At 74.9% G+C, this 17763-nt stretch carries 17 protein-coding genes and 1 riboswitch; of the genes, 5 read left to right on the forward strand and 12 right to left on the reverse strand.

Going from position 1 to position 17763, the window contains the following annotated elements; genetic code table 11:
* Positions 1–50: 50 nt before the first annotated feature.
* Positions 51–1082, reverse strand: a complete 1032-nt coding sequence (locus AC5RWQ_RS28640; RefSeq protein WP_494285744.1) for an ABC transporter substrate-binding protein — start codon at positions 1080–1082, stop codon at positions 51–53.
* A gap of 265 nt (positions 1083–1347) precedes the next feature.
* Here AC5RWQ_RS28640 and AC5RWQ_RS28645 point away from each other — a divergent pair, with 265 nt between their 5' ends.
* The 4 genes from AC5RWQ_RS28645 (at position 1348) to AC5RWQ_RS28660 (ending at position 5952) form a co-directional block, all read left to right on the forward strand.
* A complete protein-coding gene (locus tag AC5RWQ_RS28645; protein ID WP_334488210.1) occupies positions 1348–2136 on the forward strand; it encodes an ABC transporter ATP-binding protein in 789 nt (262 codons plus the stop codon).
* Positions 2137–2138: 2 nt separating this feature from the next.
* Positions 2139–3089: an LLM class F420-dependent oxidoreductase gene (locus AC5RWQ_RS28650; RefSeq protein WP_494285767.1), complete on the forward strand. Its 951-nt coding sequence runs from the start codon at positions 2139–2141 to the stop codon at positions 3087–3089.
* On the forward strand, positions 3086–3394 hold the full coding sequence (locus AC5RWQ_RS28655; protein ID WP_494285745.1) for a cupin domain-containing protein: 309 nt from the start codon (positions 3086–3088) through the stop codon (positions 3392–3394). Before AC5RWQ_RS28650 ends, AC5RWQ_RS28655 begins: the two co-directional genes overlap by 4 nt.
* Positions 3395–3459: 65 nt before the next feature.
* A complete protein-coding gene (locus AC5RWQ_RS28660) occupies positions 3460–5952 on the forward strand; it encodes a hypothetical protein (RefSeq protein ID WP_494285746.1) in 2493 nt (830 codons plus the stop codon).
* Positions 5953–6015: 63 nt separating this feature from the next.
* Here the strand turns inward: AC5RWQ_RS28660 and thiC are convergent, their stop codons facing one another.
* The 11 genes from thiC to AC5RWQ_RS28715 all read right to left on the reverse strand — a co-directional run bounded on the left by thiC (position 6016) and on the right by AC5RWQ_RS28715 (position 16491).
* A complete protein-coding gene (gene thiC / locus AC5RWQ_RS28665; protein WP_494285747.1) occupies positions 6016–7608 on the reverse strand; it encodes a phosphomethylpyrimidine synthase ThiC in 1593 nt (530 codons plus the stop codon).
* A gap of 17 nt (positions 7609–7625) precedes the next feature.
* Positions 7626–8414: a bifunctional hydroxymethylpyrimidine kinase/phosphomethylpyrimidine kinase gene (gene thiD / locus AC5RWQ_RS28670; RefSeq protein ID WP_494285748.1), complete on the reverse strand. Its 789-nt coding sequence runs from the start codon at positions 8412–8414 to the stop codon at positions 7626–7628.
* On the reverse strand, positions 8411–9061 hold the full coding sequence (locus AC5RWQ_RS28675; protein ID WP_494285768.1) for a thiamine phosphate synthase: 651 nt from the start codon (positions 9059–9061) through the stop codon (positions 8411–8413). Before AC5RWQ_RS28675 ends, thiD begins: the two co-directional genes overlap by 4 nt.
* Before the next feature lie 47 nt (positions 9062–9108).
* Positions 9109–9879, reverse strand: a complete 771-nt coding sequence (locus tag AC5RWQ_RS28680) for a thiazole synthase (protein ID WP_494285749.1) — start codon at positions 9877–9879, stop codon at positions 9109–9111.
* Positions 9880–9884: 5 nt separating this feature from the next.
* Positions 9885–10085 carry a sulfur carrier protein ThiS gene (gene thiS / locus AC5RWQ_RS28685; protein WP_334488228.1) on the reverse strand — a complete coding sequence of 67 codons (201 nt, stop codon included), beginning with the start codon at positions 10083–10085 and terminating at the stop codon, positions 9885–9887.
* Positions 10076–11200 carry a glycine oxidase ThiO gene (gene thiO, locus AC5RWQ_RS28690; RefSeq protein ID WP_494285750.1) on the reverse strand — a complete coding sequence of 375 codons (1125 nt, stop codon included), beginning with the start codon at positions 11198–11200 and terminating at the stop codon, positions 10076–10078. Before thiO ends, thiS begins: the two co-directional genes overlap by 10 nt.
* Complete coding sequence (locus AC5RWQ_RS28695; RefSeq protein ID WP_494285751.1) at positions 11194–11820, reverse strand: thiamine phosphate synthase; 627 nt, start codon at positions 11818–11820, stop codon at positions 11194–11196. Before AC5RWQ_RS28695 ends, thiO begins: the two co-directional genes overlap by 7 nt.
* A riboswitch (TPP riboswitch) is annotated at positions 11815–11923 on the reverse strand. (Overlaps the previous gene by 6 nt.)
* Before the next feature lie 304 nt (positions 11924–12227).
* Positions 12228–13190 carry an aldo/keto reductase gene (locus tag AC5RWQ_RS28700; protein ID WP_494285752.1) on the reverse strand — a complete coding sequence of 321 codons (963 nt, stop codon included), beginning with the start codon at positions 13188–13190 and terminating at the stop codon, positions 12228–12230.
* Positions 13191–13373: 183 nt separating this feature from the next.
* The gene (locus AC5RWQ_RS28705; protein WP_494285753.1) at positions 13374–14183 is read right to left on the reverse strand and encodes a nucleotidyltransferase domain-containing protein; all 810 of its coding nucleotides are present in this window, start codon (positions 14181–14183) and stop codon (positions 13374–13376) included.
* Entirely contained in the window at positions 14168–15847 is a 1680-nt protein-coding gene (locus AC5RWQ_RS28710; RefSeq protein WP_494285754.1) for an ABC-F family ATP-binding cassette domain-containing protein, read from the reverse strand. Before AC5RWQ_RS28710 ends, AC5RWQ_RS28705 begins: the two co-directional genes overlap by 16 nt.
* 41 nt (positions 15848–15888) lie before the next feature.
* The gene (locus tag AC5RWQ_RS28715) at positions 15889–16491 is read right to left on the reverse strand and encodes a class I SAM-dependent methyltransferase (RefSeq protein WP_494285769.1); all 603 of its coding nucleotides are present in this window, start codon (positions 16489–16491) and stop codon (positions 15889–15891) included.
* Positions 16492–16616: 125 nt separating this feature from the next.
* Here AC5RWQ_RS28715 and AC5RWQ_RS28720 point away from each other — a divergent pair, with 125 nt between their 5' ends.
* Positions 16617–17750 (forward strand): hypothetical protein, encoded by a 1134-nt coding sequence (locus AC5RWQ_RS28720; protein ID WP_494285755.1) that lies wholly within the window; start codon positions 16617–16619, stop codon positions 17748–17750.
* Positions 17751–17763: the final 13 nt, after the last annotated feature.

Raw genomic sequence — 17763 nt, forward strand, 5'->3', positions numbered from 1 at the left:
CGACCGTCGTGCCGGTCGGCCGCACCCCCGTTCGCAGCGGTCGGCGTCGATCAGGCCTTCGGCACGAGGCTGAAGTCGATGATCTGGTCCGGGGTGATGTTCTGCTTGAGCGCGCCCGCGCCCTGGAGGATCGCGATGCTCTTGGCGACCCGGTCGCTGTCCAGCGTGCCGAGCGCGGTGCCGGAGTTGCTGGACCGGACGTACCCGGCCATCAGCTGAAGCTCGGCGGCGGCCGCGGCCGGGTTGGTGGCGGCGACGTTCTTCTTCAGGATGTCGGCCGCCTCCTGCGGGTTGGTCAGGGCGTACTCCAGGCCCTTGAGCAGCGCGGCGGTGAACTTCTTCACCATCTCCGGCTTCTCCTTCGCGGTCTTGCTGGACGTGATCAGCGCGTTGCCGTAGAGGTCCTGCATCACGTTGCTGTACGGCAGCACGACCGGCTTCTTCTTGGTCACCGCCTCGACGGTGGGCTGGCCGACCACGAACTGGCCGATGCCGTCGACGGTGCCGGAGGCGAGCGTGCCCATCAGGGTCTGCGCCTCGCCGTTGACCCAGGTGACCTTGCTGGCATCGACGCCGGCCAGCCGGGCGTACGTCGGGAAGAGCTGGCGGACCACGGAGGTGGGCGTGTCGGCGAGCTTCTTGCCCTCCAGGTCCTTCGGTGAGGCGATGCCCTTGCCCTCGACGGTGACCACGGCCGCCATGGTGCGCTGCTGGATGGCCGCGACCGCGACGAAGTCCTTGGCCACGCCGTTGCCGAGCTGGAGCAGGCCGCCGGTCAGGTCGATCGGGCCGAAGTCGGCCTGGCCGCCGACCACGGTCTGGATCACCGAGCCGGTGCCCTGGCCCGGCTTGATCTCGACGTCGAACCCGGCCTCCTTGAAGAAGCCCTTGTCCTTCGCCACCCAGGCGTACGAGTCGCGACCGAAGTTGCCGAACGAGGTGAGGTACGTCACCTTCTCCAGCGTCTTGCCGTCCCCGCCCTTCGCGTCGTCCGAGGAGTCCGCGCCGCTGCTGCAGGCGGAGACCAGGGCGAGGGCGGTGGCCAGGGCGGCCGCGGCGACCGTACGGGTCAGCCTTCTCATCAGTGCACCATGTCCTTTCCGACCGGGCGTGGGGTACCCGGAAGGGGTCGTCGGTCGGCGGCGTCGACGTGAGGGGGAAACGGACGCCACCGTCGTGAAGGGACTTCTGACGGCACAGCGTACGAGACACCCACCGTCACGACACCAGGCGCATCGGGTTGCGGAACGGAAACATCTGGACTCCACCCCGGACGGTGCGCAAGGGACACTCGCCCGATAGCCTTGTCGGATTCCTGAACCGCAACTCAGGGGAGGCACGGCCGAGATGATCCGACTGTCCGAGGTGTCACGGATCTTCGACGGCCGGTCCGGTCGGGTCGAGGCGCTGCGCGGCATCGACCTGGAGGTCGCCGACGGCGAGTTCGTGGCCGTGCTCGGCCGCTCCGGCTGCGGCAAGTCCACCCTGCTCCGCATGATCGCCGGGCTGCTGCCGGTCAGCTCGGGCGAGATCACCGTCGCCGGCACCCCGGTCACCCGGCCCCGCCCGGACATCGCGATGCTCTTCCAGCGCCCCGCCCTGCTCCCCTGGCGCTCGGTGCTCGACAACGTCCTGCTGCCCGCCGAGATCTTCGGCTGGAGCCGGGCGAAGCACCGCGAACGCGCCCGCCAACTGCTCGACATGGCCGGCCTCGCCGGCTTCGAGAAACGGCTGCCGCACGAGCTCTCCGGCGGCATGCAGCAGCGGGTGTCGCTCTGCCGGTCACTGCTCGGCGAGCCCCGGGTGATGCTGATGGACGAGCCGTTCTCCGCCCTGGACGCGCTCACCCGGGAAGAGCTCTCCGGCGAACTCCAGCGGGTGCACATGGAGACCGGCGCCACCGTCGTCTTCGTCACCCACTCGATCGACGAGGCGGTGCTGCTGGCCGACCGGGTGGTCGTGCTCAGCCCCCGTCCGGGCCGGATCCGCGAGATCGTCGAGGTGGCCGTCCCCCGACCGCGGACCCTCGGTCGGCACGCCCACCTGGCCGACGTCGCCCGGATCAGCGCCGAACTGCACGAACTGCTGATGGAACGCGAGGCGCCGGCGGCTGCCGGGGCGGCGGAGGGACGATGAGCATGCGGGTGGCGATCTTCACCGAGCCGCACCGGGGCGCCGACTACGACGACCAGCTCCGCTTCGCCCGGGCGGTCGAGGCGGGCGGGTTCGACGGCTTCTTCCGGGCCGACCACTACCAGGCGATGGGCGACGAGCCGGGGCTGCCCGGCCCGACCGACGCCTGGCTGACCCTGGCCGCCCTGGCCCGGGAGACCAGCCGGATCCGGCTCGGCACCCTGGTCACCTCGGCCACCTTCCGGCTACCCGGGCCGCTGGCCGTGATGGTGGCCCAGGTCGACCGGATGAGCGGCGGTCGGGTCGAGCTGGGCATCGGCGCCGGCTGGTACGCGCGCGAGCACACCTCGTACGGCATCCCGTTCCCCGCGGTCGGCGAGCGCTTCGGCCGGCTCGCCGAGCAGCTGGAGATCATCACCGGCCTCTGGCGCACCCCGGTCGGCGAGAACTACAGCTTCATTGGCGACCACTACCAGCTGGTCGACGCCCCCGCGCTGCCCAAGCCGGTGCAGCGACCCGGGCCGCCGGTGATCGTCGGCGGGCGCGGCCCGAAGCGCACCCCCGAGCTGGCCGCCCGGTACGCCGACGAGTTCAACATGCCGTTCAAGTCGGTCGCCGAGACCGCCGAGGCGTACGAGCGGGTCCGCGAGGCGTCCGACCGGACCGGCCGTACCGCCTCCGGACGGGACCCGCTGGTGCTCTCCGCCGGCGTGGTGGTGGCGATCGGACGCACCGACGCCGAGGCCCGCCGCCGGGCGGAGCCGCTGCACGTCAAGAGCGCACTGCCGCCGGAGGACCCGGTGGTCGGCTCGCCCGCGCAACTGGTCGACCGGCTGGGCGAGTTCGCCGCGATCGGCACCACCCGGGTGCACCTGCGCCTGATCGAACTCGACGACCTGGACCACCTGGAGCTCATCGCCGCCGAGGTGCTCCCCCAACTGGACGGAACCCGATGACCGACCTGGCCCACTCCCGCGAACTCGGCCCGGTCGGCCAGGAGATCGTCTTCGAGAACGACCGGGTACGGGTGTGGCACATCCGGCTGGCGCCGGGCGAGCGGCAGCCGCTGCACCGGCACGACCACCCGTACCTGGTGGTGGCGATCGAGGGCGCGAAGAACGTGGTGCAGACGGTCGACGGCCTCGAAATCGACGCCGACGAACCGACCGGCGGGGTGGTCTACCGGGATCCGGGCGCCGTCCACATGCTCACCAATGTCGGGGACACGACGTACCTGGCCCGCCTGGTCGAACTGAAGTAACCCCAGGCTGCCGCCTCGCCGCGCCACAGTGGCGATCGGGCGCACCGCGCCGTAACGTGCCCGACATGGCCTTTCGGACGTGGGGCAGACTGCTGCTCACGGCACTCGGGGTGAGCGTACTGGCCGGGGCCGGTCAGCTCGGCATAGCGTACGGCTTCGGCATCGTCCGGCTCACCGGCGCCTTCACCGACGTCAACCGATGGCCGGCCCAGCTCGCCTGGGTCGGCTGGTTCGCGGTGACCGCGGCCGTGGTCGGCGCCGTGCTGACCGGACGCCTCGCCCGGCGGGAGGGCCTGCCGGAGGGCACCGGCGTCCAGCTGGCCGTCTCCGGCGCCGCCGCGCTCGGCGCCGTCGTCGTCGCCCCGCTCTGCATGCAGCCCGCCCGGGCCGCCGAGTTGAGCACCATCGACCCGGTCTGGGCGGTCGGGATCTGCGCCGTGGTCGGCGCGGTGGTCGGGGCGGGCGCCGCGTCGGCCGTGCTGCTCCGCCCGCCGCTGGGCTGGAACGTCGCCATCATCACCGGCGCGGTCTGGCTGATCGCCCTGGTCTCCGCCACGCCGGCGCTGCTGTCCGGCGGGCCGCTGCACACCGTACGTCTCGGGGTGCTGGAACCCTCCTGGCTGGACGCCGACGCCGCGCAACGGCTGGCGATCGTGGTGCTGCCCCTGGTGGCCCTGGTGGCCGGCGCGGTGACCGGTGGGCTGGCCCGCCGGCGCGGGCACGTCCCGCTGATCGCCGCCGCCGCAGGCGCGGCCGGCCCGGTCCTGCTCGCTTTCGCGTACCTCACCGCCGGCCCCGGCGACCCGGCCGACCGCTACCAGCTCGCCCCGTACTACGGCGCGCTGATCGCGGTGGCGGCCGGCGCGCTCGGTTCGACCGCCGCCGCCCTGCTGCGCTGGCCGCTCCTGCCGGCCCGGGACACCGTCCAGGACGCCATCGAGCCGAGCGACATCCTGGCTCCCCTGCGGGCCGCGCCCTCGCCGGTGTCGCCGGCAGGTGCTGGCGCGCGGTCGGCCGCCGGTACGGCGGGCAGCCTCAGCACCGTCGACCTCTCCGGTGCCGTCGCGGCCACCGGCCACACCCCGGCCCACTGGGACTGGCCCGCCCCGTCCACCCACACGGCGACCCCCGCGCCCGGTGCGCCGCCGGCCCCCTTCCCGACCCCGGCCCCCGCGCCGTTCCCGTCGCCGGCCCCCGCGCCGTTCCCGACCCCGACCCCCACGCCGTTCCCGACCCCGACCCCGTCGCCGGCTGACGCTCCGGACGGGTCCGCTGTAGCGGCTCTTGGGGCGGAGCAGGAGCGGGCTCCGGCCGTCCAGGGTCCGGTGCCGGAGGCCGCCCCGGACGCTGCTGTGGCACCGACCGCCGCTGCGGGGCGCGCGGACGCAGCGCCCCCGACCCCGACACGGGGGCAGCCTGTGGCCCCGACCCCGACCCCGACCCCGGCCTCGGCCCCTGCTCCGGTCCCGGCCCCAGCTTCGACCCCGGCCCCGGCTTCGGCTGCGGCTGCGGCTCCGATCCCGGCTTCGGCTGCGGCACCTCCTCCGGCCCAGGCTCCGGCTCCGGCGGAGCAGCCCGCGCCCGTCCGCGTTCCGGCGGTCGCCTCCGCTCCCGTTGCCGACAACGCCCCACCGGCTCAGCAGGCCGACCAGGCGCAGCCGGCCGAGCAGCCCGAGGCTCCCCGGGCGGAGACCGCGCCGAAGCCCCGGGCGAAGCGGGTCCGCAAGCCCCGGGCGACCGCCGCCGCCACCAGCACTCCACCGTCCGTCGAGGCCGAGCCGGCACCGGCCGGGCCCGCCGTCGCCGCCCCCTCCATGGCCGGGCCGGCGGCACCCGCGGCCGCCGCCGGGGACGACCGGTCCGGCGACAGCGCACCGCCGCGGAACCGGAGCACCGCACCGCCGCCGAAGCGGAGCACCGCACCGCCGCCAAAGCGGACCACCCCGCGGGTCACCGGGGACACCACGCCGGCAGCCACCCGGGACACGGCGCCGGCAGCCGCCGGGGACGCCGCCCCGACGGCGACCGGGCCGGCCACCGCCAACGGCATCGCCGACCGGACGTCCGGCGTCCTCCGGCACACCCCGCCGGTCCCCACCGAGTCGACGCCCCGCCCGCGCCACCGGCTGCCCGACCTGAGCAGCGCCGGCAACTGGGATGCCTTCGCGGGATCCCGGACCACCCCGCCTCCGGCGGCGCTGCGTTTCCCGGATCCCGGCGTGGAACCGGAGTCGACGCCCGAACCGGTCAGCCTGCGCTGGGACACCGACGCCCCCGCCCCGGACCGGAACGCCCAGCCGTCCCGCCCGTCGGCGACGCCCGACGGCGGGGAACCATCGGCCGGGAAGTCCCGGGGCAAGCGCGGGCTGTTCCGCCGCAATCGGGCCCGCGTCGCCGAGCAGGAGCCCGCGAGCGTCCCGGCCGAGCCGCTGGCGACCCAGGACGACGAGTACGTGGACTGGGTCACCGGGTTGAGCCGGCCGGTGCCGGACAACGAGCCGGAGACGGAGACCGCCCGCCGCTCGCTGCGCTCCACCGGCCGGCACCACCGGGACTGACCACGTCGGACGCACACGGGCCGCCGGTGTCGTTACCGGCGGCCCGTGACATCGACGGGTCGGTCAGGCCAGCGGCAGGTACACCCGGCCGCCGCCGGAGAGGAACTCCTCCGACTTGTCCTTCATGCCGCGCGCCGCGTACTCCTTCAGCTCCTGGGTGATCTTCATGGAGCAGAACTTCGGCCCGCACATCGAGCAGAAGTGGGCGGTCTTCGCCGGCTCGGCGGGGAGCGTCGCGTCGTGGTACGCCCGCGCGGTCTCCGGGTCCAGCGCCAGGTTGAACTGGTCCTCCCAGCGGAACTCGAACCGGGCCTTGGAGAGCGCGTCGTCCCAGGCCTGCGCGCCGGGGTGGCCCTTGGCCAGGTCCGCCGCGTGGGCCGCGATCTTGTACGCGATGACGCCCGCCTTCACGTCGTCCCGGTCCGGCAGGCCCAGGTGCTCCTTCGGGGTGACGTAGCAGAGCATCGCGGTGCCGAACATGCCGATCATCGCGGCGCCGATGGCCGAGGTGATGTGGTCGTACGCGGGCGCGATGTCGGTGGTCAGCGGGCCGAGCGTGTAGAACGGGGCCTCGTGGCACCACTCCTGCTGGAGGTCCACGTTCTCCTTGATCTTGTGCATCGGCACGTGACCCGGGCCCTCGATCATCACCTGGACGTCGTACTCCCAGGCGATCTTCGTCAGCTCGCCGAGGGTACGCAGCTCGGCGAACTGCGCCTCGTCGTTGGCGTCCGCGATCGAGCCGGGCCGCAGCCCGTCGCCGAGCGAGAAGGTGACGTCGTACCTCGCCAGCAGCGAGCACAGCTCGCGGAAGTTGGTGTAGAGGAAGTTCTCCTCGTGGTGCGCCAGGCACCAGGCCGCCATGATCGAGCCACCCCGGGAGACGATTCCGGTGACCCGGTCGACGGCGAGCGGCACGTACGGCAGCAGCACCCCGGCGTGCACGGTCATGTAGTCGACGCCCTGCTCGGCCTGCTCGATCACCGTCTCCCGGAACACCTCCCAGCTCAGCTTCACCGGGTCACCGCCGACCTTCTCCAGCGCCTGGTAGATCGGCACGGTGCCGATCGGCACCGGCGAGTTCCGCACGATCGCCTCGCGGGTCTCGTGGATCCGCTTGCCGGTCGACAGGTCCATCACCGTGTCGGCGCCCCACCGGGTGGCCCAGGTCAGCTTCTCCACCTCCTCGGCGACCGAGGAGGTGACCGCCGAGGTGCCGATGTTGGCGTTCACCTTGACCAGGAAGGCCTTGCCGATGATCGCCGGCTCGCACTCGGGGTGGTTGACGTTGAGCGGCAGTACCGCCCGCCCGGCGGCGATCTCGTCCCGGACCAGCTCCGGCGGCACGCCCTCGCGGATCGCCACGAACTCCATCTCCGGGGTCACCACTCCCGCACGGGCGTAGGCGAGCTGGGTCGGCCGCTTCCTGTCCGTCCCGGCCAGCGGCGTCCCCGCACCGCGCACGGGAGCGACATCCCCCCGGGAGGCGATCCACGGTCCGCGCATCGGCGGCAACCCCACCTCCGGGTCGGAGCCCGGTCCGGAGGTGTCGTAGAGGCGTACCGGCGGGTTGTCCCCGGTCAGCTCCACCTCGGCGAACGGCACCCGGACGTCCGGCCGGGACCCCTCGACGTAGACCTTGCGACGTGCCTGCATGACAGCCTCCCTGATGGTCAACGGGACCAGCCGAAGTGGTCCAGCGGCCCGCGTCCCGCGCCCAGCTCCCAGTCCCGCGCGCCGGTCAGCGCGCGGGTGACGTACTCCTTGGCGGCGGCGACCGCGACCGGTACCGGATCGCCGGCCGCCAGCCGGACGGCGATCGCCGCCGAGAACGAACAGCCGGTGCCGTGGCTGTGCCGGGTCGCCACCCGGGGCGCCCGCAGCAGCGTGGTCCGGCCCGCACCGACCAGCACGTCGACGGACTCGCCGCCGGCGTCCACGTCGCCGCCGGTCACCACCACGTGCGCCGGGCCGCCGGCCGCGAGGGCCTCGGCCGCCGCGACCATCTCCTCGACCGTGGTCACCGGGCGTCCGGTGAGGGCCGCGGCCTCCGCGCAGTTCGGCGTCGCCACCTCCGCGTACGGCAGCAGCCGCTCCACCGCCGACACCACGCCGAGCCGGTGTCCACTGGTGGCGACCAGCACCGGGTCGACGACGAGGTGCGGCAGGCGCCCCGCCCCGGCCGCCCCGGCCACCGCGTCGGCGACCGCCGGGGTGCCGAGCATGCCGGTCTTCACCGCCCGCACCCGGAAGTCGGCGAGGACGCTGTCGAGCTGCTCGGTGACGGTGCGCGGGGGCAGCGGCAGGACGGCGTCCACGCCCCTGGTGTTCTGCGCGGTGACGGCGGTGAGCACGCTGGTGCCGTACGCGCCGAGGGCGGCGAAGACCTTGAGGTCGGCCTGGATGCCCGCTCCCCCGCCGGAGTCGGATCCGGCGATGGTGAGGAGCGTTCTCGGCGTCACTGGTTTTCCTTGGCTGCGGTGAGGGGCTGGGTGGGCGGCGCGAGCGTGACCGCCTCCGCAAAGGCGCTGCCCAGCGTGGCGGCTGCCTCCGCCGGGTCCTCGGCTCGCATGATCGCGCCGAGCACCGCCACCCCGACGGCCCCGGCTTCGACGCAGGCCGTCACGTGCTCCGGTGTCTCCACTCCGCCGAGCGCGAGGACCGGGACCGGGCTGAGCCGGACCAGCCGGGCGAGCCCGTCGGGGTGCAGGGGTGGGCCGTAGCCGGGTTTCGTGCGGGTCGGGAAGACGGGCGAGAGGGTGACGTAGGCCTCGGTGGTGAGCCGGCCCAGCTCCGCCTCGTCGTGGCAGGAGCGGCCGACCAGGCCGAGTCGCGGCGGCGGGTACGGGCCGGCGGCCGGCAGGTGGACGGCGTCGCCGCCGAGCGGGTCGGGGCCGGCGACGACCAGGGTGCCGCCCGCCTCGGCCAGGATGGGCCGCAGCGCGGCGGCGAGGGCGGCGCGTTCGGCGCGCGGCAGGTCCTTCTCCCGCAGCACCACCACCCGTGCTCCCCCGGCGACCGCCGCCGCGACCACCTCCGGCAGCGGCCGCCGTGCCTGCCACCGGTCCGTGAGCACCACCAGGCCCGAGGGCGCCGCCCGCCCGGCGATCCACCCCGTGCCGGCTCGCCGCGCGACCGTGAGCTGCTCGATCGCGGTCACAGCTCGGGCCTTCCCTCGTCCGGGGTGGAGGCGAGGGCGTGGAAGCGACGGGCGATCCGCCCGGCCCCGTACGCGAGCCGGCCGGCCTCGACGGCGTACCGCATCGCGGTGGCCATCGCGACCGGGTCGGCGGCCCGGGTGACGGCGCTGGCCAGCAGCACCGCGTCGCAGCCCAGCTCCATGGCGAGCGCCGCGTCGGACGCGGTGCCGATCCCGGCGTCGAGGATCACCGGCACGTCCACGCCCTGCCGGATCAGCCGGATGTGGTGCGGGTTGCTGACGCCCAGCCCGGAGCCGATGGGCGCGCCGGCCGGCATCACCGCGGCGCAGCCGACGGCGGCCAGCCGGCGGGCCAGGATCGGGTCGTCCGAGGTGTACGGCAGCACGGTGAACCCGTCGGCGACCAGCTCCTCGGCGGCGCGCAGCAGCTCCACCCCGTCGGGCAGGAGGGTGCGCTCGTCGCCGATCACCTCCAGCTTCACCCAGTCGGTGTCGAACGCCTCCCGGGCCAGCTGGGCGACCTTCACCGCCTCACCGGCGGTGTAGCAGCCGGCGGTGTTCGGCAGCAGCTTCACCCCGCACCGCTCGAGCAGGTCGAGCAGCCCGCCGGCGGTGCCGGGGGCGGTGTCGACGCGGCGCAGCGCGAGGGTGACCAGCTCGGTGCCGGAGGCGCGGATCGCCTGTTCCAGCACGTGCAGGTTGACCGCGCCGCCGGTGCCGAGGATCAGCCGGGACCCGAACGTCTCGCCGGCGATGGTGAGGGTCACCGCGCTCACCCGCCCTGGGCGGCGCTGAGCACCTCGACCCGGTCGCCGTCGCGCAGCACGGTCGCCGGCCAGCCGCCGCGCGGCACCACCTCGCCGTTGACCGCGACCGCCAGGCCGCGCCGCTGGTCGGTGACCGCGCGGACCAGGTCCGCCACTGTCGAGCCGCCCGGCAGGTCGCGCCCGGCGCCGTTGACGGTCAGTTCCACGTCTCCTCCTCGGTGACGGATGTGCGCGGGGTCGGGCGGGCGGCGGCCGTGAACCGGTCGGCGCGGAAGGGGGCGAGCAGCGGGTCCGGTTCGCCGCCGACGACCAGCCCGGTGATGAGGTCGGCGGTGACCGGGGTGAGCACGATGCCGTGCCGGTGGTGGCCGGTGGCGGCGAGCACGCCGGGCCGCCCGGGCAGCGGCCCGAGGATCGGCGCGTTGTCCGGGGTGCCGGGGCGCAGCCCGGCGGACGTCTCGACCAGGTCGTACTCGGCCAGCTCGGGGACCAGGTCGACGGCGGCGCGGAGCAGCCGCAGCACCGCCCCGGCGGTCACCTCGGTGTCGGCGCGCTCCTCGACGGTCGCCCCGACCACCACCTCGCCGGTGTCCCGCGGCACCAGGTAGACCGACTCGCCGTCGGCGTACCCCCGGATCACGTGCCGGAAGCCCGGCGCGCCGCGGCCGGGCGCGCGGAGCCGGAGCACCTGCCCCTTCACCGGCCGGACCGGCAGCCCGGCCAGCGCGGCGCTCCCGCAGCCCGCCGCGACCACGGTGACGGCCGCGGCCACGTCGGAGATTCTGGCGACCGCGCCGGGCAGTAGCGTGACGCCGGCCCGCTCGGCGGCGGTCCGCAGCGCGACGACCAGCCGCCGGGGGTCGACCTGGTGGTCGCCGGGGGCGACCGCGCCGCCGCGCAGCCGCGGCGCCAGCGCCGGCTCGCGCTCCCGCAGCTGCGAGGGGCGCAGCGGCGTGATCGGCAGCCCCAACCCCTGCTGGTACGACCAGAGCCGCCGCGCCTCGGCCAGGTCGTCGGCGGTCAGCCCGACCACCAGGGTGCCCTCGGTGCGGTACCCGAAGTCCGTGCCGGCGGCCTCGGCGAGCTCGGCGGCGAACCCCGGCCAGCGGGCGGCGGAGTCGGCGAGCAGCCCGGTCAGCTCGGGCTCCCCGAAGTACGCCTCGGCGACCGGCGAGAGCATCCCGGCGGCCACGTGGGAGGCGCCGGAACCCGGGGCGGGATCGTGCACGACGACCCGCAGCCCACGCGCCGCGCAGCGCCACGCGATCGCCAGCCCGACCGGTCCCGCCCCCACGATGGCGACGTCCGGTCGGGTCAGCACGTCAGCGCCCCGAGCAGGACGGCGGTGGCTCTTCCCGGGTCCGACGCTCCCGACAGCGCCCCGACCACCGCCACCCCGTACGCCCCGGCGGCCCGCAGCGCCGGCACCGACCCGGCGGTCACCCCGCCGATCGCGATGACCGGCACGGGCACGGCGTCGGCGACAGCGCGTATGCCGGCCGGGCCGATCGGGTCGGGCAGGCCGATCTTGGTGCCGGTCGGGTGGCACGGCCCGACGCCCAGGTAGCTGGCTCCGGCGGCGACCGCAGCGGCGGCGGCCACCGGTTCCCGGGCGGTCGCGCCGAGCACCGCGCCGGTGCCGAGCACCCGGCGGGCCGCGCCGACCGGCAGGTCGTCGGCGCCGACGTGGCCGCCGTCGGCGCCGACCGCGAGCGCCACGTGCAGCCGGTCGTTGACCAGGCAGGTCGCCCCGTACGGCGCGCAGAGCGCCACCACCCGCCGGGCCAGGTCGTACGCCTCCCGATCGGTGGCGGCGTCCTCGACCCGGACCTGAACGACCAGCTCGGCGCGGGCCACCGGCAGGGCGGCGCGCAGCACGGCGAGCGGGTCACGCCCCGGCCGGGTGTCGGTGATCAGATGCAGTCGCCCAAGGGACGGCACGGCAACACTCCTCCCTGCGCCGGCATTACCCGGATCAGGTTCAACGGTCGGGGGCTTCAGCCCCCCTCTCAGCCCGGTGCACCGGGCTCCCGTGGGTCACTTGCGGCATACCGTACGACGGATGCGGCGGATCCGCCAAGGGCGGGGGTGCGCTTTTCCCACTGACCGTCTCATGTCGACGTCATGGGCAGCGCGTCACCGTCCACTCACGCCATGCTGTCCGGATGCCCTCGGTCCCCCGCGTCGCCCGCCGTCTGGCGTTCCTGCCCTTCCGGGCGCCCGGCGGACGTTGAACGGCGGCGGGCTGAGCGGGCATGGCCCGGCGAGGGGAACACCAGGGCTGTCAAACGGGCCGGATGACGTACCTGGTGTTCCACTCGCCGCGGCGGCAGCGAGGGTGTGGCGGGTCAGAGAATGGCGTCGAGGGCGGCGAGGTCCTCGTCGGTGGGCTGCCAGGTGCCCGCCTCGGCGTTGGCGCGTACCTGCTCGGGCGTGGTGGCGCCAGCGATCACCGACGTCACCGCGGGCCGGGCGGCCAGCCCGCCGATGGCCACCTGGAGCATGGTGATCCCGCGCTCGGCGGCGTACGCCTCGATCGCCTCGATCGTGTCCCAGTCCGCGGCGGCGAGGCGGGCGGCGTACCGGCCGCCACCGGAGAGCCGGCTGCCGGCGGGCGGGGCCTCGTTGCGCCGGTACTTGCCGGTGAGCAGGCCGTTGGCGAGCGGGAAGAACGGCAGCATGCCGAGGCCGAACCGCTCGCAGGCCGGGATGACCTCGGTCTCGACCGAGCGCTCCAGCAGCGAGTAGTGGTTCTGCGCGCTGATGAAGCGGGCCCGGCCGTTGGACGAGGCGACCCAGTCGGCGTCGGCGATCTGCCAGCCGGCGAAGTTGGAGTTGCCCAGGTAGCGGACCTTGCCGGCGCGGACCAGGTCGTCCAGGGCGGCCAGCGTCTCGTCGATCGGGGTGCCCGGGTCGGGCTCGTGCATCTGGTACAGGTCGATGTGGTCGGTGCCGAGCCGGCGCAGCGACGCCTCGACGGCCCGGGCGATGTAGCGCCGGGCACCCCGCGCACCGAAGTCCGGCCCGTTGAGGCCGTTCATGTCCATGCCGAACTTGGTGGCCAGCACCACGTCGTCGCGGCGACCCTTGAGCGCCTGGCCGAGCAGTTCCTCGGAGCCGCCCTGCGGCTCGCCGTAGATGTCGGCGGTGTCGAAGAAGGTGATCCCGGCGTCGAGCGCGGCGTCGACCACCGCCCGGGTGCCGTCGAGGTCCAGCTTGCGGCCGAAGTTGTTGCAGCCGATGCCGACCACGGACACCACGAGCCCGGAGTCGCCCAGCCGGCGGTAGTTCATCTCAGTCACGAGATCCACCCTATGCCCGCCCGACGTCCGCCACGGGCGCAGCCGGCAACCGCCGGGCGAGCGCCGCCCGACGGAGCCCGTACCCGGGCTCCCCGAGGGCAGCGATCCGTTCACGTCATCAAGTTCGTAGTCTCCGCGCCGACCATCGGCCCTCGCCCCGCCCCGAGCCGGGCCGGTCGGTGCGGCGCCCGCTCAGCCGAGCACGTCGGCGACCAGCCCACGGGCGGCGCCGGTGGCGGCCGCCAGCTCCTCCGGGGTACGGCCGACCCCACCGAGCAGCGCCTGCGCCCGCCACGCGAAGTCGGCCGGCGCACCGGGCAGCCGACCGGCCGCGGCGACCATGCCCTTCTCGTTGACCAGCCACCGCCCGGCCCGGGCGTGCAGCACCTGCGCCAGCACCCCGACGACCCGGAACAGGCAGCCCGCCACGTAGGCGGCATCGCCGGACCCGGCCGCCTTCGCCGCTCCCTCGACCAGGAAACCCGCCTCCCAGCCGGCGGCCTCCAGCGCGGCGGCCAGCGCCGGCGGGTACGACGACAGCTCGGCCCGCAGCGCGGTCAACTCCCCGGTCGGGTCACCGAGCACCCGGCAGAGCGCCACCTCCCCGGCGTAGGCGTGCGAGTAGAAGCCGAGCGGATGCCCGGCCTGCACGCCGACGGAGTACCGGCCGGCGCGGCAGTCGGCCGACACCTGGCGTACCCGGTCCAGGTCGCGGTAGATCCAGTCCACCGCGGCCCCGCCGACCCGAAGCCAGCCGCCGCCGTCCACCCAGGGCCCCCAGCCGCCGGGGGCGGTGAGCTCGACGGAGTCGTCGGCGACCGACTCGGCGACGGCCCGCAGCGCGGGCACGTCCAGCGGGCCCCGGTAGTAGAGCCCGAGGTCCCAGTCGGAGTCGGGCCGGTGCTCGCCCCGGGCCCGGCTGCCGCCGAGCGCCACCGCGACCACCCCGTCGACCGCGCAGAGGCGGTCGACCAGCGCGGAACCGATCACTTCACGTCCCACACCGGCTCCGTCGTCTCCACCACCTCGCCGTCGCCGCGGAACAGCACGAACCGGTCGAACGATCGGGTGAACCACCGGTCGTGGGTGACCGCGACCACGGTGCCCTCGAACGCGGCCAGCCCCGCCTCCAGCGCCTCGGCGGAGGCCAGGTCGAGGTTGTCGGTCGGCTCGTCGAGCAGCAGCAGCGTCGCCCCGGAGAGCTCCAGCAGCAGCACCAGGAAGCGGGCCTGCTGGCCCCCGGAGAGGGTGCCGAAGCGCTGGTCGCCCTGGCCGGCCAGCTCGTACCGGCTGAGCGCCGCCATCGCCGCGTGCCGGTCCATCCCGTCCCGGTGCTCGTCGCCCCGCCAGAGGATGTCGACCAGGGTCTTCGCCATCAGCTCGGGGCGGTCGTGGGTCTGCGAGAAGTGCCCGGGGCGGACCCGCGCGCCGAGCCGGGCCACCCCGTCGTGACTCACCGGGGGCAGCGCGGCGGCGCCGTCGACGGGGCCGTTGGCCGGGTCCGGGTCGGTGCCACCCCGGGCCAGCAGCCGCAGGAAGTGCGACTTCCCCGTTCCGTTCGCGCCGAGCACGGCGACCCGGTCGCCGTACCAGAGTTCCAGGTCGAAGGGGTACGTCAGGCCGTCGAGCTCCACCTGCTCGCAGATGACCGCGCGCTTGCCGGTCCGCCCGCCGGACAGGCGCATCCGGATGTCCTGGTCCTTCGGGGGTACGGGCGGCGGCCCGGCCTCCTCGAACTTGCGCAGCCGGGTCTGCGCCGCCTGGTACCGCGACGCCATCCCGTCGTTGTACGCCGCCTTCTGCTTGTACATCAGCATCAGCTCGCGCAGCTTCTGATGCTCCTCGTCCCAACGCTTACGCAGCTCGTCGAGGCGGGCGTGGCGGGCCACCCGGGCCTCATGCCAGCTGGCGAAGCCGCCCGGGTGCACCCAGGCGCTGCCACCCTCCACCGCGACCACCCGGTCGGCGGTACGGGCCAGCAGCTCCCGGTCGTGCGAGACGTAGAGCACCGACTTGCCGGACTCGCGGAGCCGGTTCTCCAGCCAGCGCTTGCCGGGCACGTCCAGGAAGTTGTCCGGCTCGTCGAGGAGCAGCACCTCCTCGCCGCCGCGGAGCAGCAGCTCCAGGGCGAAGCGCTTCTGCTGGCCGCCGGAGAGGGTCCGGACGGGACGGTCCCGGGCGGCGTCCCACGGCAGGTCGAGCACGATGGTGGCGACGGTGTCGAAGAGCACCTCGACGTCGTACCCGCCGGCCTCGCCCCAGGCGGCCAGCGCGTCCGCGTACGCCAGCTGGGCCTTGCCCGCGGCGGTGCTGTACTTGCCGCGCAGCTCGGTCGCCCGCATGGCCGCCTCGGTGTCGGCGAGCCGGCGGCCGGCGTCGCGCAGCGCCGGCGGGGCGAGCGAGAGGGCCAGGTCGGCGAGGGTGGACTCGTCGCCGATCATGCCGATGAACTGCCGCATCACGCCGAGCCCGCCGGCGCGGGCGACCACGCCCGTCTTCACCGGCAGGTCGCCGGCGACCATCCGCAACAGGGTCGTCTTTCCGGCGCCGTTCGGGCCGACCAGGGCCACCTTGGCGCCCTCACCGACCCGGAACGACACGTCGGCGAAAAGTTCCCGACCGTCGGGCAGGATGTGCCCGACCCCTGCCACGTCCACGTATCCCACGCCGGCATCCTGCCGGAGCGGGCCGGCCGGGCGACACTCGTTTACCGGGTGACCCGCAGCACCCGATAGCCCTTCTGGCTGGCGTGCCGCTCGACCTGCCATCCCTCGTCGGTCAGCCAGCGGTGCAGCGAGTCGCCGCCCAGGTGCCGGGCCACCACCAGCCAGGCGATGCCGTCCGGGGCGAGCCGGGGCAGCCAGCGGCGCAGCAGCTCGTGCAGTTCCGCCTTGCCGATATGGATCGGCGGGTTGGACCAGATCTCGGCGAAGGAGACGTCGGCGGGCACGTCGTCGGGGGCGACGGCGCGGACCCGGTCGGCGGCGCCCACCCGCCCGGCGTTCGCGGCGGTCAGGGCGCGGGCCCGTTCGTTGACGTCCACCGCCCACACCGTCGCGGCGGGCGCGACGTCGGCCAGCACGCAGCTGATCGGGCCGAAGCCGGAGCCGATGTCGAGCAGGTTGCCGGTGGCGCCGACGGGCAACTCCGCCTTGCGCAGCAGGACCGCGGTGCCCGGGTCGAGCCGGGCGGCGGAGAAGACGCCACTGGAAGAGGCGAGCGTGTAGTCGCGCCCCGCGACGGAGAACTCGACCTCGCGCGGGCGGGCCGCGACGGTCGGTTCAGCGGTGAAGTAGTGGTCGCCGGTCACGTCCGGCATTCTCCCACCAGGGGGTGAGTGACTCGCCGCCGCCTCGGCCGGAGGGCGCGACGCGCCGCGCGCCACAATTTCCCATTATTACCCCTAAAGGGACAATGGGTCCTACTCTGGGCGACATGGTGTATCGGTACGAGTCCGATGAGGACGCATTCGCGGAGTACCCTCCGCCCGGCTCGGAGCTGTCGGAGCTGCCCGTCGGTCCGCCCCGGCCGGCCGGCCCCTCCCCGTCCCGCTTCCCCACCCCGTCGCTGCCGCGCAGCGTGCCGCCGCCGGCCCTCCCGGCCGCCGATCCCATCCCGGTCCACTCGTCCGTCCAGGCCCCACCGCCGCCCACCACCCACGGGTACGCTCCGACCGAGCCACTCGACCTGCCCCACCCCCGCCGCACCGCCCCCGAGTCGCGGGGCGGCCGGTTCTGGCAGGTGCTCGTCGGCGGCGCGGCGGTGCTGGCGCTGCTCGGGCTCGGTGGCCTCGGCGCCGCCGCCGTGCTGGCCGACCGCTCGTCGGACGACCCGGCCGTGGAGGAGACCCAGCAGGCCGCGCCCGCCGACCAGCCCAGCGCCGCGGACCCCTCGACCGACCCGGCCCAGCGGGACCTCGACTCCCGGGACACCGACCAGCAGCCACTGACCGCCGCGGAGGTGTTCCCCGGCAGCAAGCTGGTGCTCGCCGACGGCCAGCCGGCCTACGTGGTGCTGAAGACCCACTCCGGCGGGGCCTGCGCGGTCGCCGCCACCGGGGAGATCTCCGACCTGCTGGTCCGGCTCGGGTGCAGCCAGGTGGTCCGGGCCACGCTGCGCTCCCCCGACGAGCAGTACCTGATCACCGCCGGCCTGTTCAACCTCACCGACGTGGCCAGCGCCCAGCGGGCCCGGGACCGGATCCGGCAACTGCTCGACGCGCGCCAGGGCCGCTTCCGCGGCATGCCCGCCGACGACGACACCGGCTCGATCGCCACCGCCGCCGCCCGGGTCGGCTGGCAGGTACGCGGCCACTACATCGCCTACTGTCTGGTCACCCGCGCGGACAGCGGCGCGGTGGCGGCCGGCGACAGCGCGGTCCGCGGGATCATCTACGACCTGATCGAGCGGCACCTGAACCGGGGCGTGCTCGACCGGCGGGCCGCCGGAGGCAGCGTCGTACAGCCGGGCGCCCAGCCGTCCGCAGCGAGCACCAGCCCCAGCCAGCGTCGCACCACCGGCAGCGACAGCCCGGACGACACGACCACCGACGAGCTGCCCGGCAACTGACCGGCGGCGGCCA

This window comes from Micromonospora sp. BS32 (assembly GCF_059089345.1).

What these genes read in the sequence shown, in the direction of transcription:
- AC5RWQ_RS28640 (WP_494285744.1), bottom strand. Translation starts at nt 1,082, where the DNA reads ATGAGAAGGCTGACCCGTACGGTCGCCGCGGCCGCCCTGGCCACCGCC.
- AC5RWQ_RS28645 (WP_334488210.1), top strand. Translation starts at nt 1,348, where the DNA reads ATGATCCGACTGTCCGAGGTGTCACGGATCTTCGACGGCCGGTCCGGT.
- AC5RWQ_RS28650 (WP_494285767.1), top strand. Translation starts at nt 2,139, where the DNA reads ATGCGGGTGGCGATCTTCACCGAGCCGCACCGGGGCGCCGACTACGAC.
- AC5RWQ_RS28655 (WP_494285745.1), top strand. Translation starts at nt 3,086, where the DNA reads ATGACCGACCTGGCCCACTCCCGCGAACTCGGCCCGGTCGGCCAGGAG.
- AC5RWQ_RS28660 (WP_494285746.1), top strand. Translation starts at nt 3,460, where the DNA reads ATGGCCTTTCGGACGTGGGGCAGACTGCTGCTCACGGCACTCGGGGTG.
- thiC (WP_494285747.1), bottom strand. Translation starts at nt 7,608, where the DNA reads ATGCAGGCACGTCGCAAGGTCTACGTCGAGGGGTCCCGGCCGGACGTC.
- AC5RWQ_RS28720 (WP_494285755.1), top strand. Translation starts at nt 16,617, where the DNA reads ATGGTGTATCGGTACGAGTCCGATGAGGACGCATTCGCGGAGTACCCT.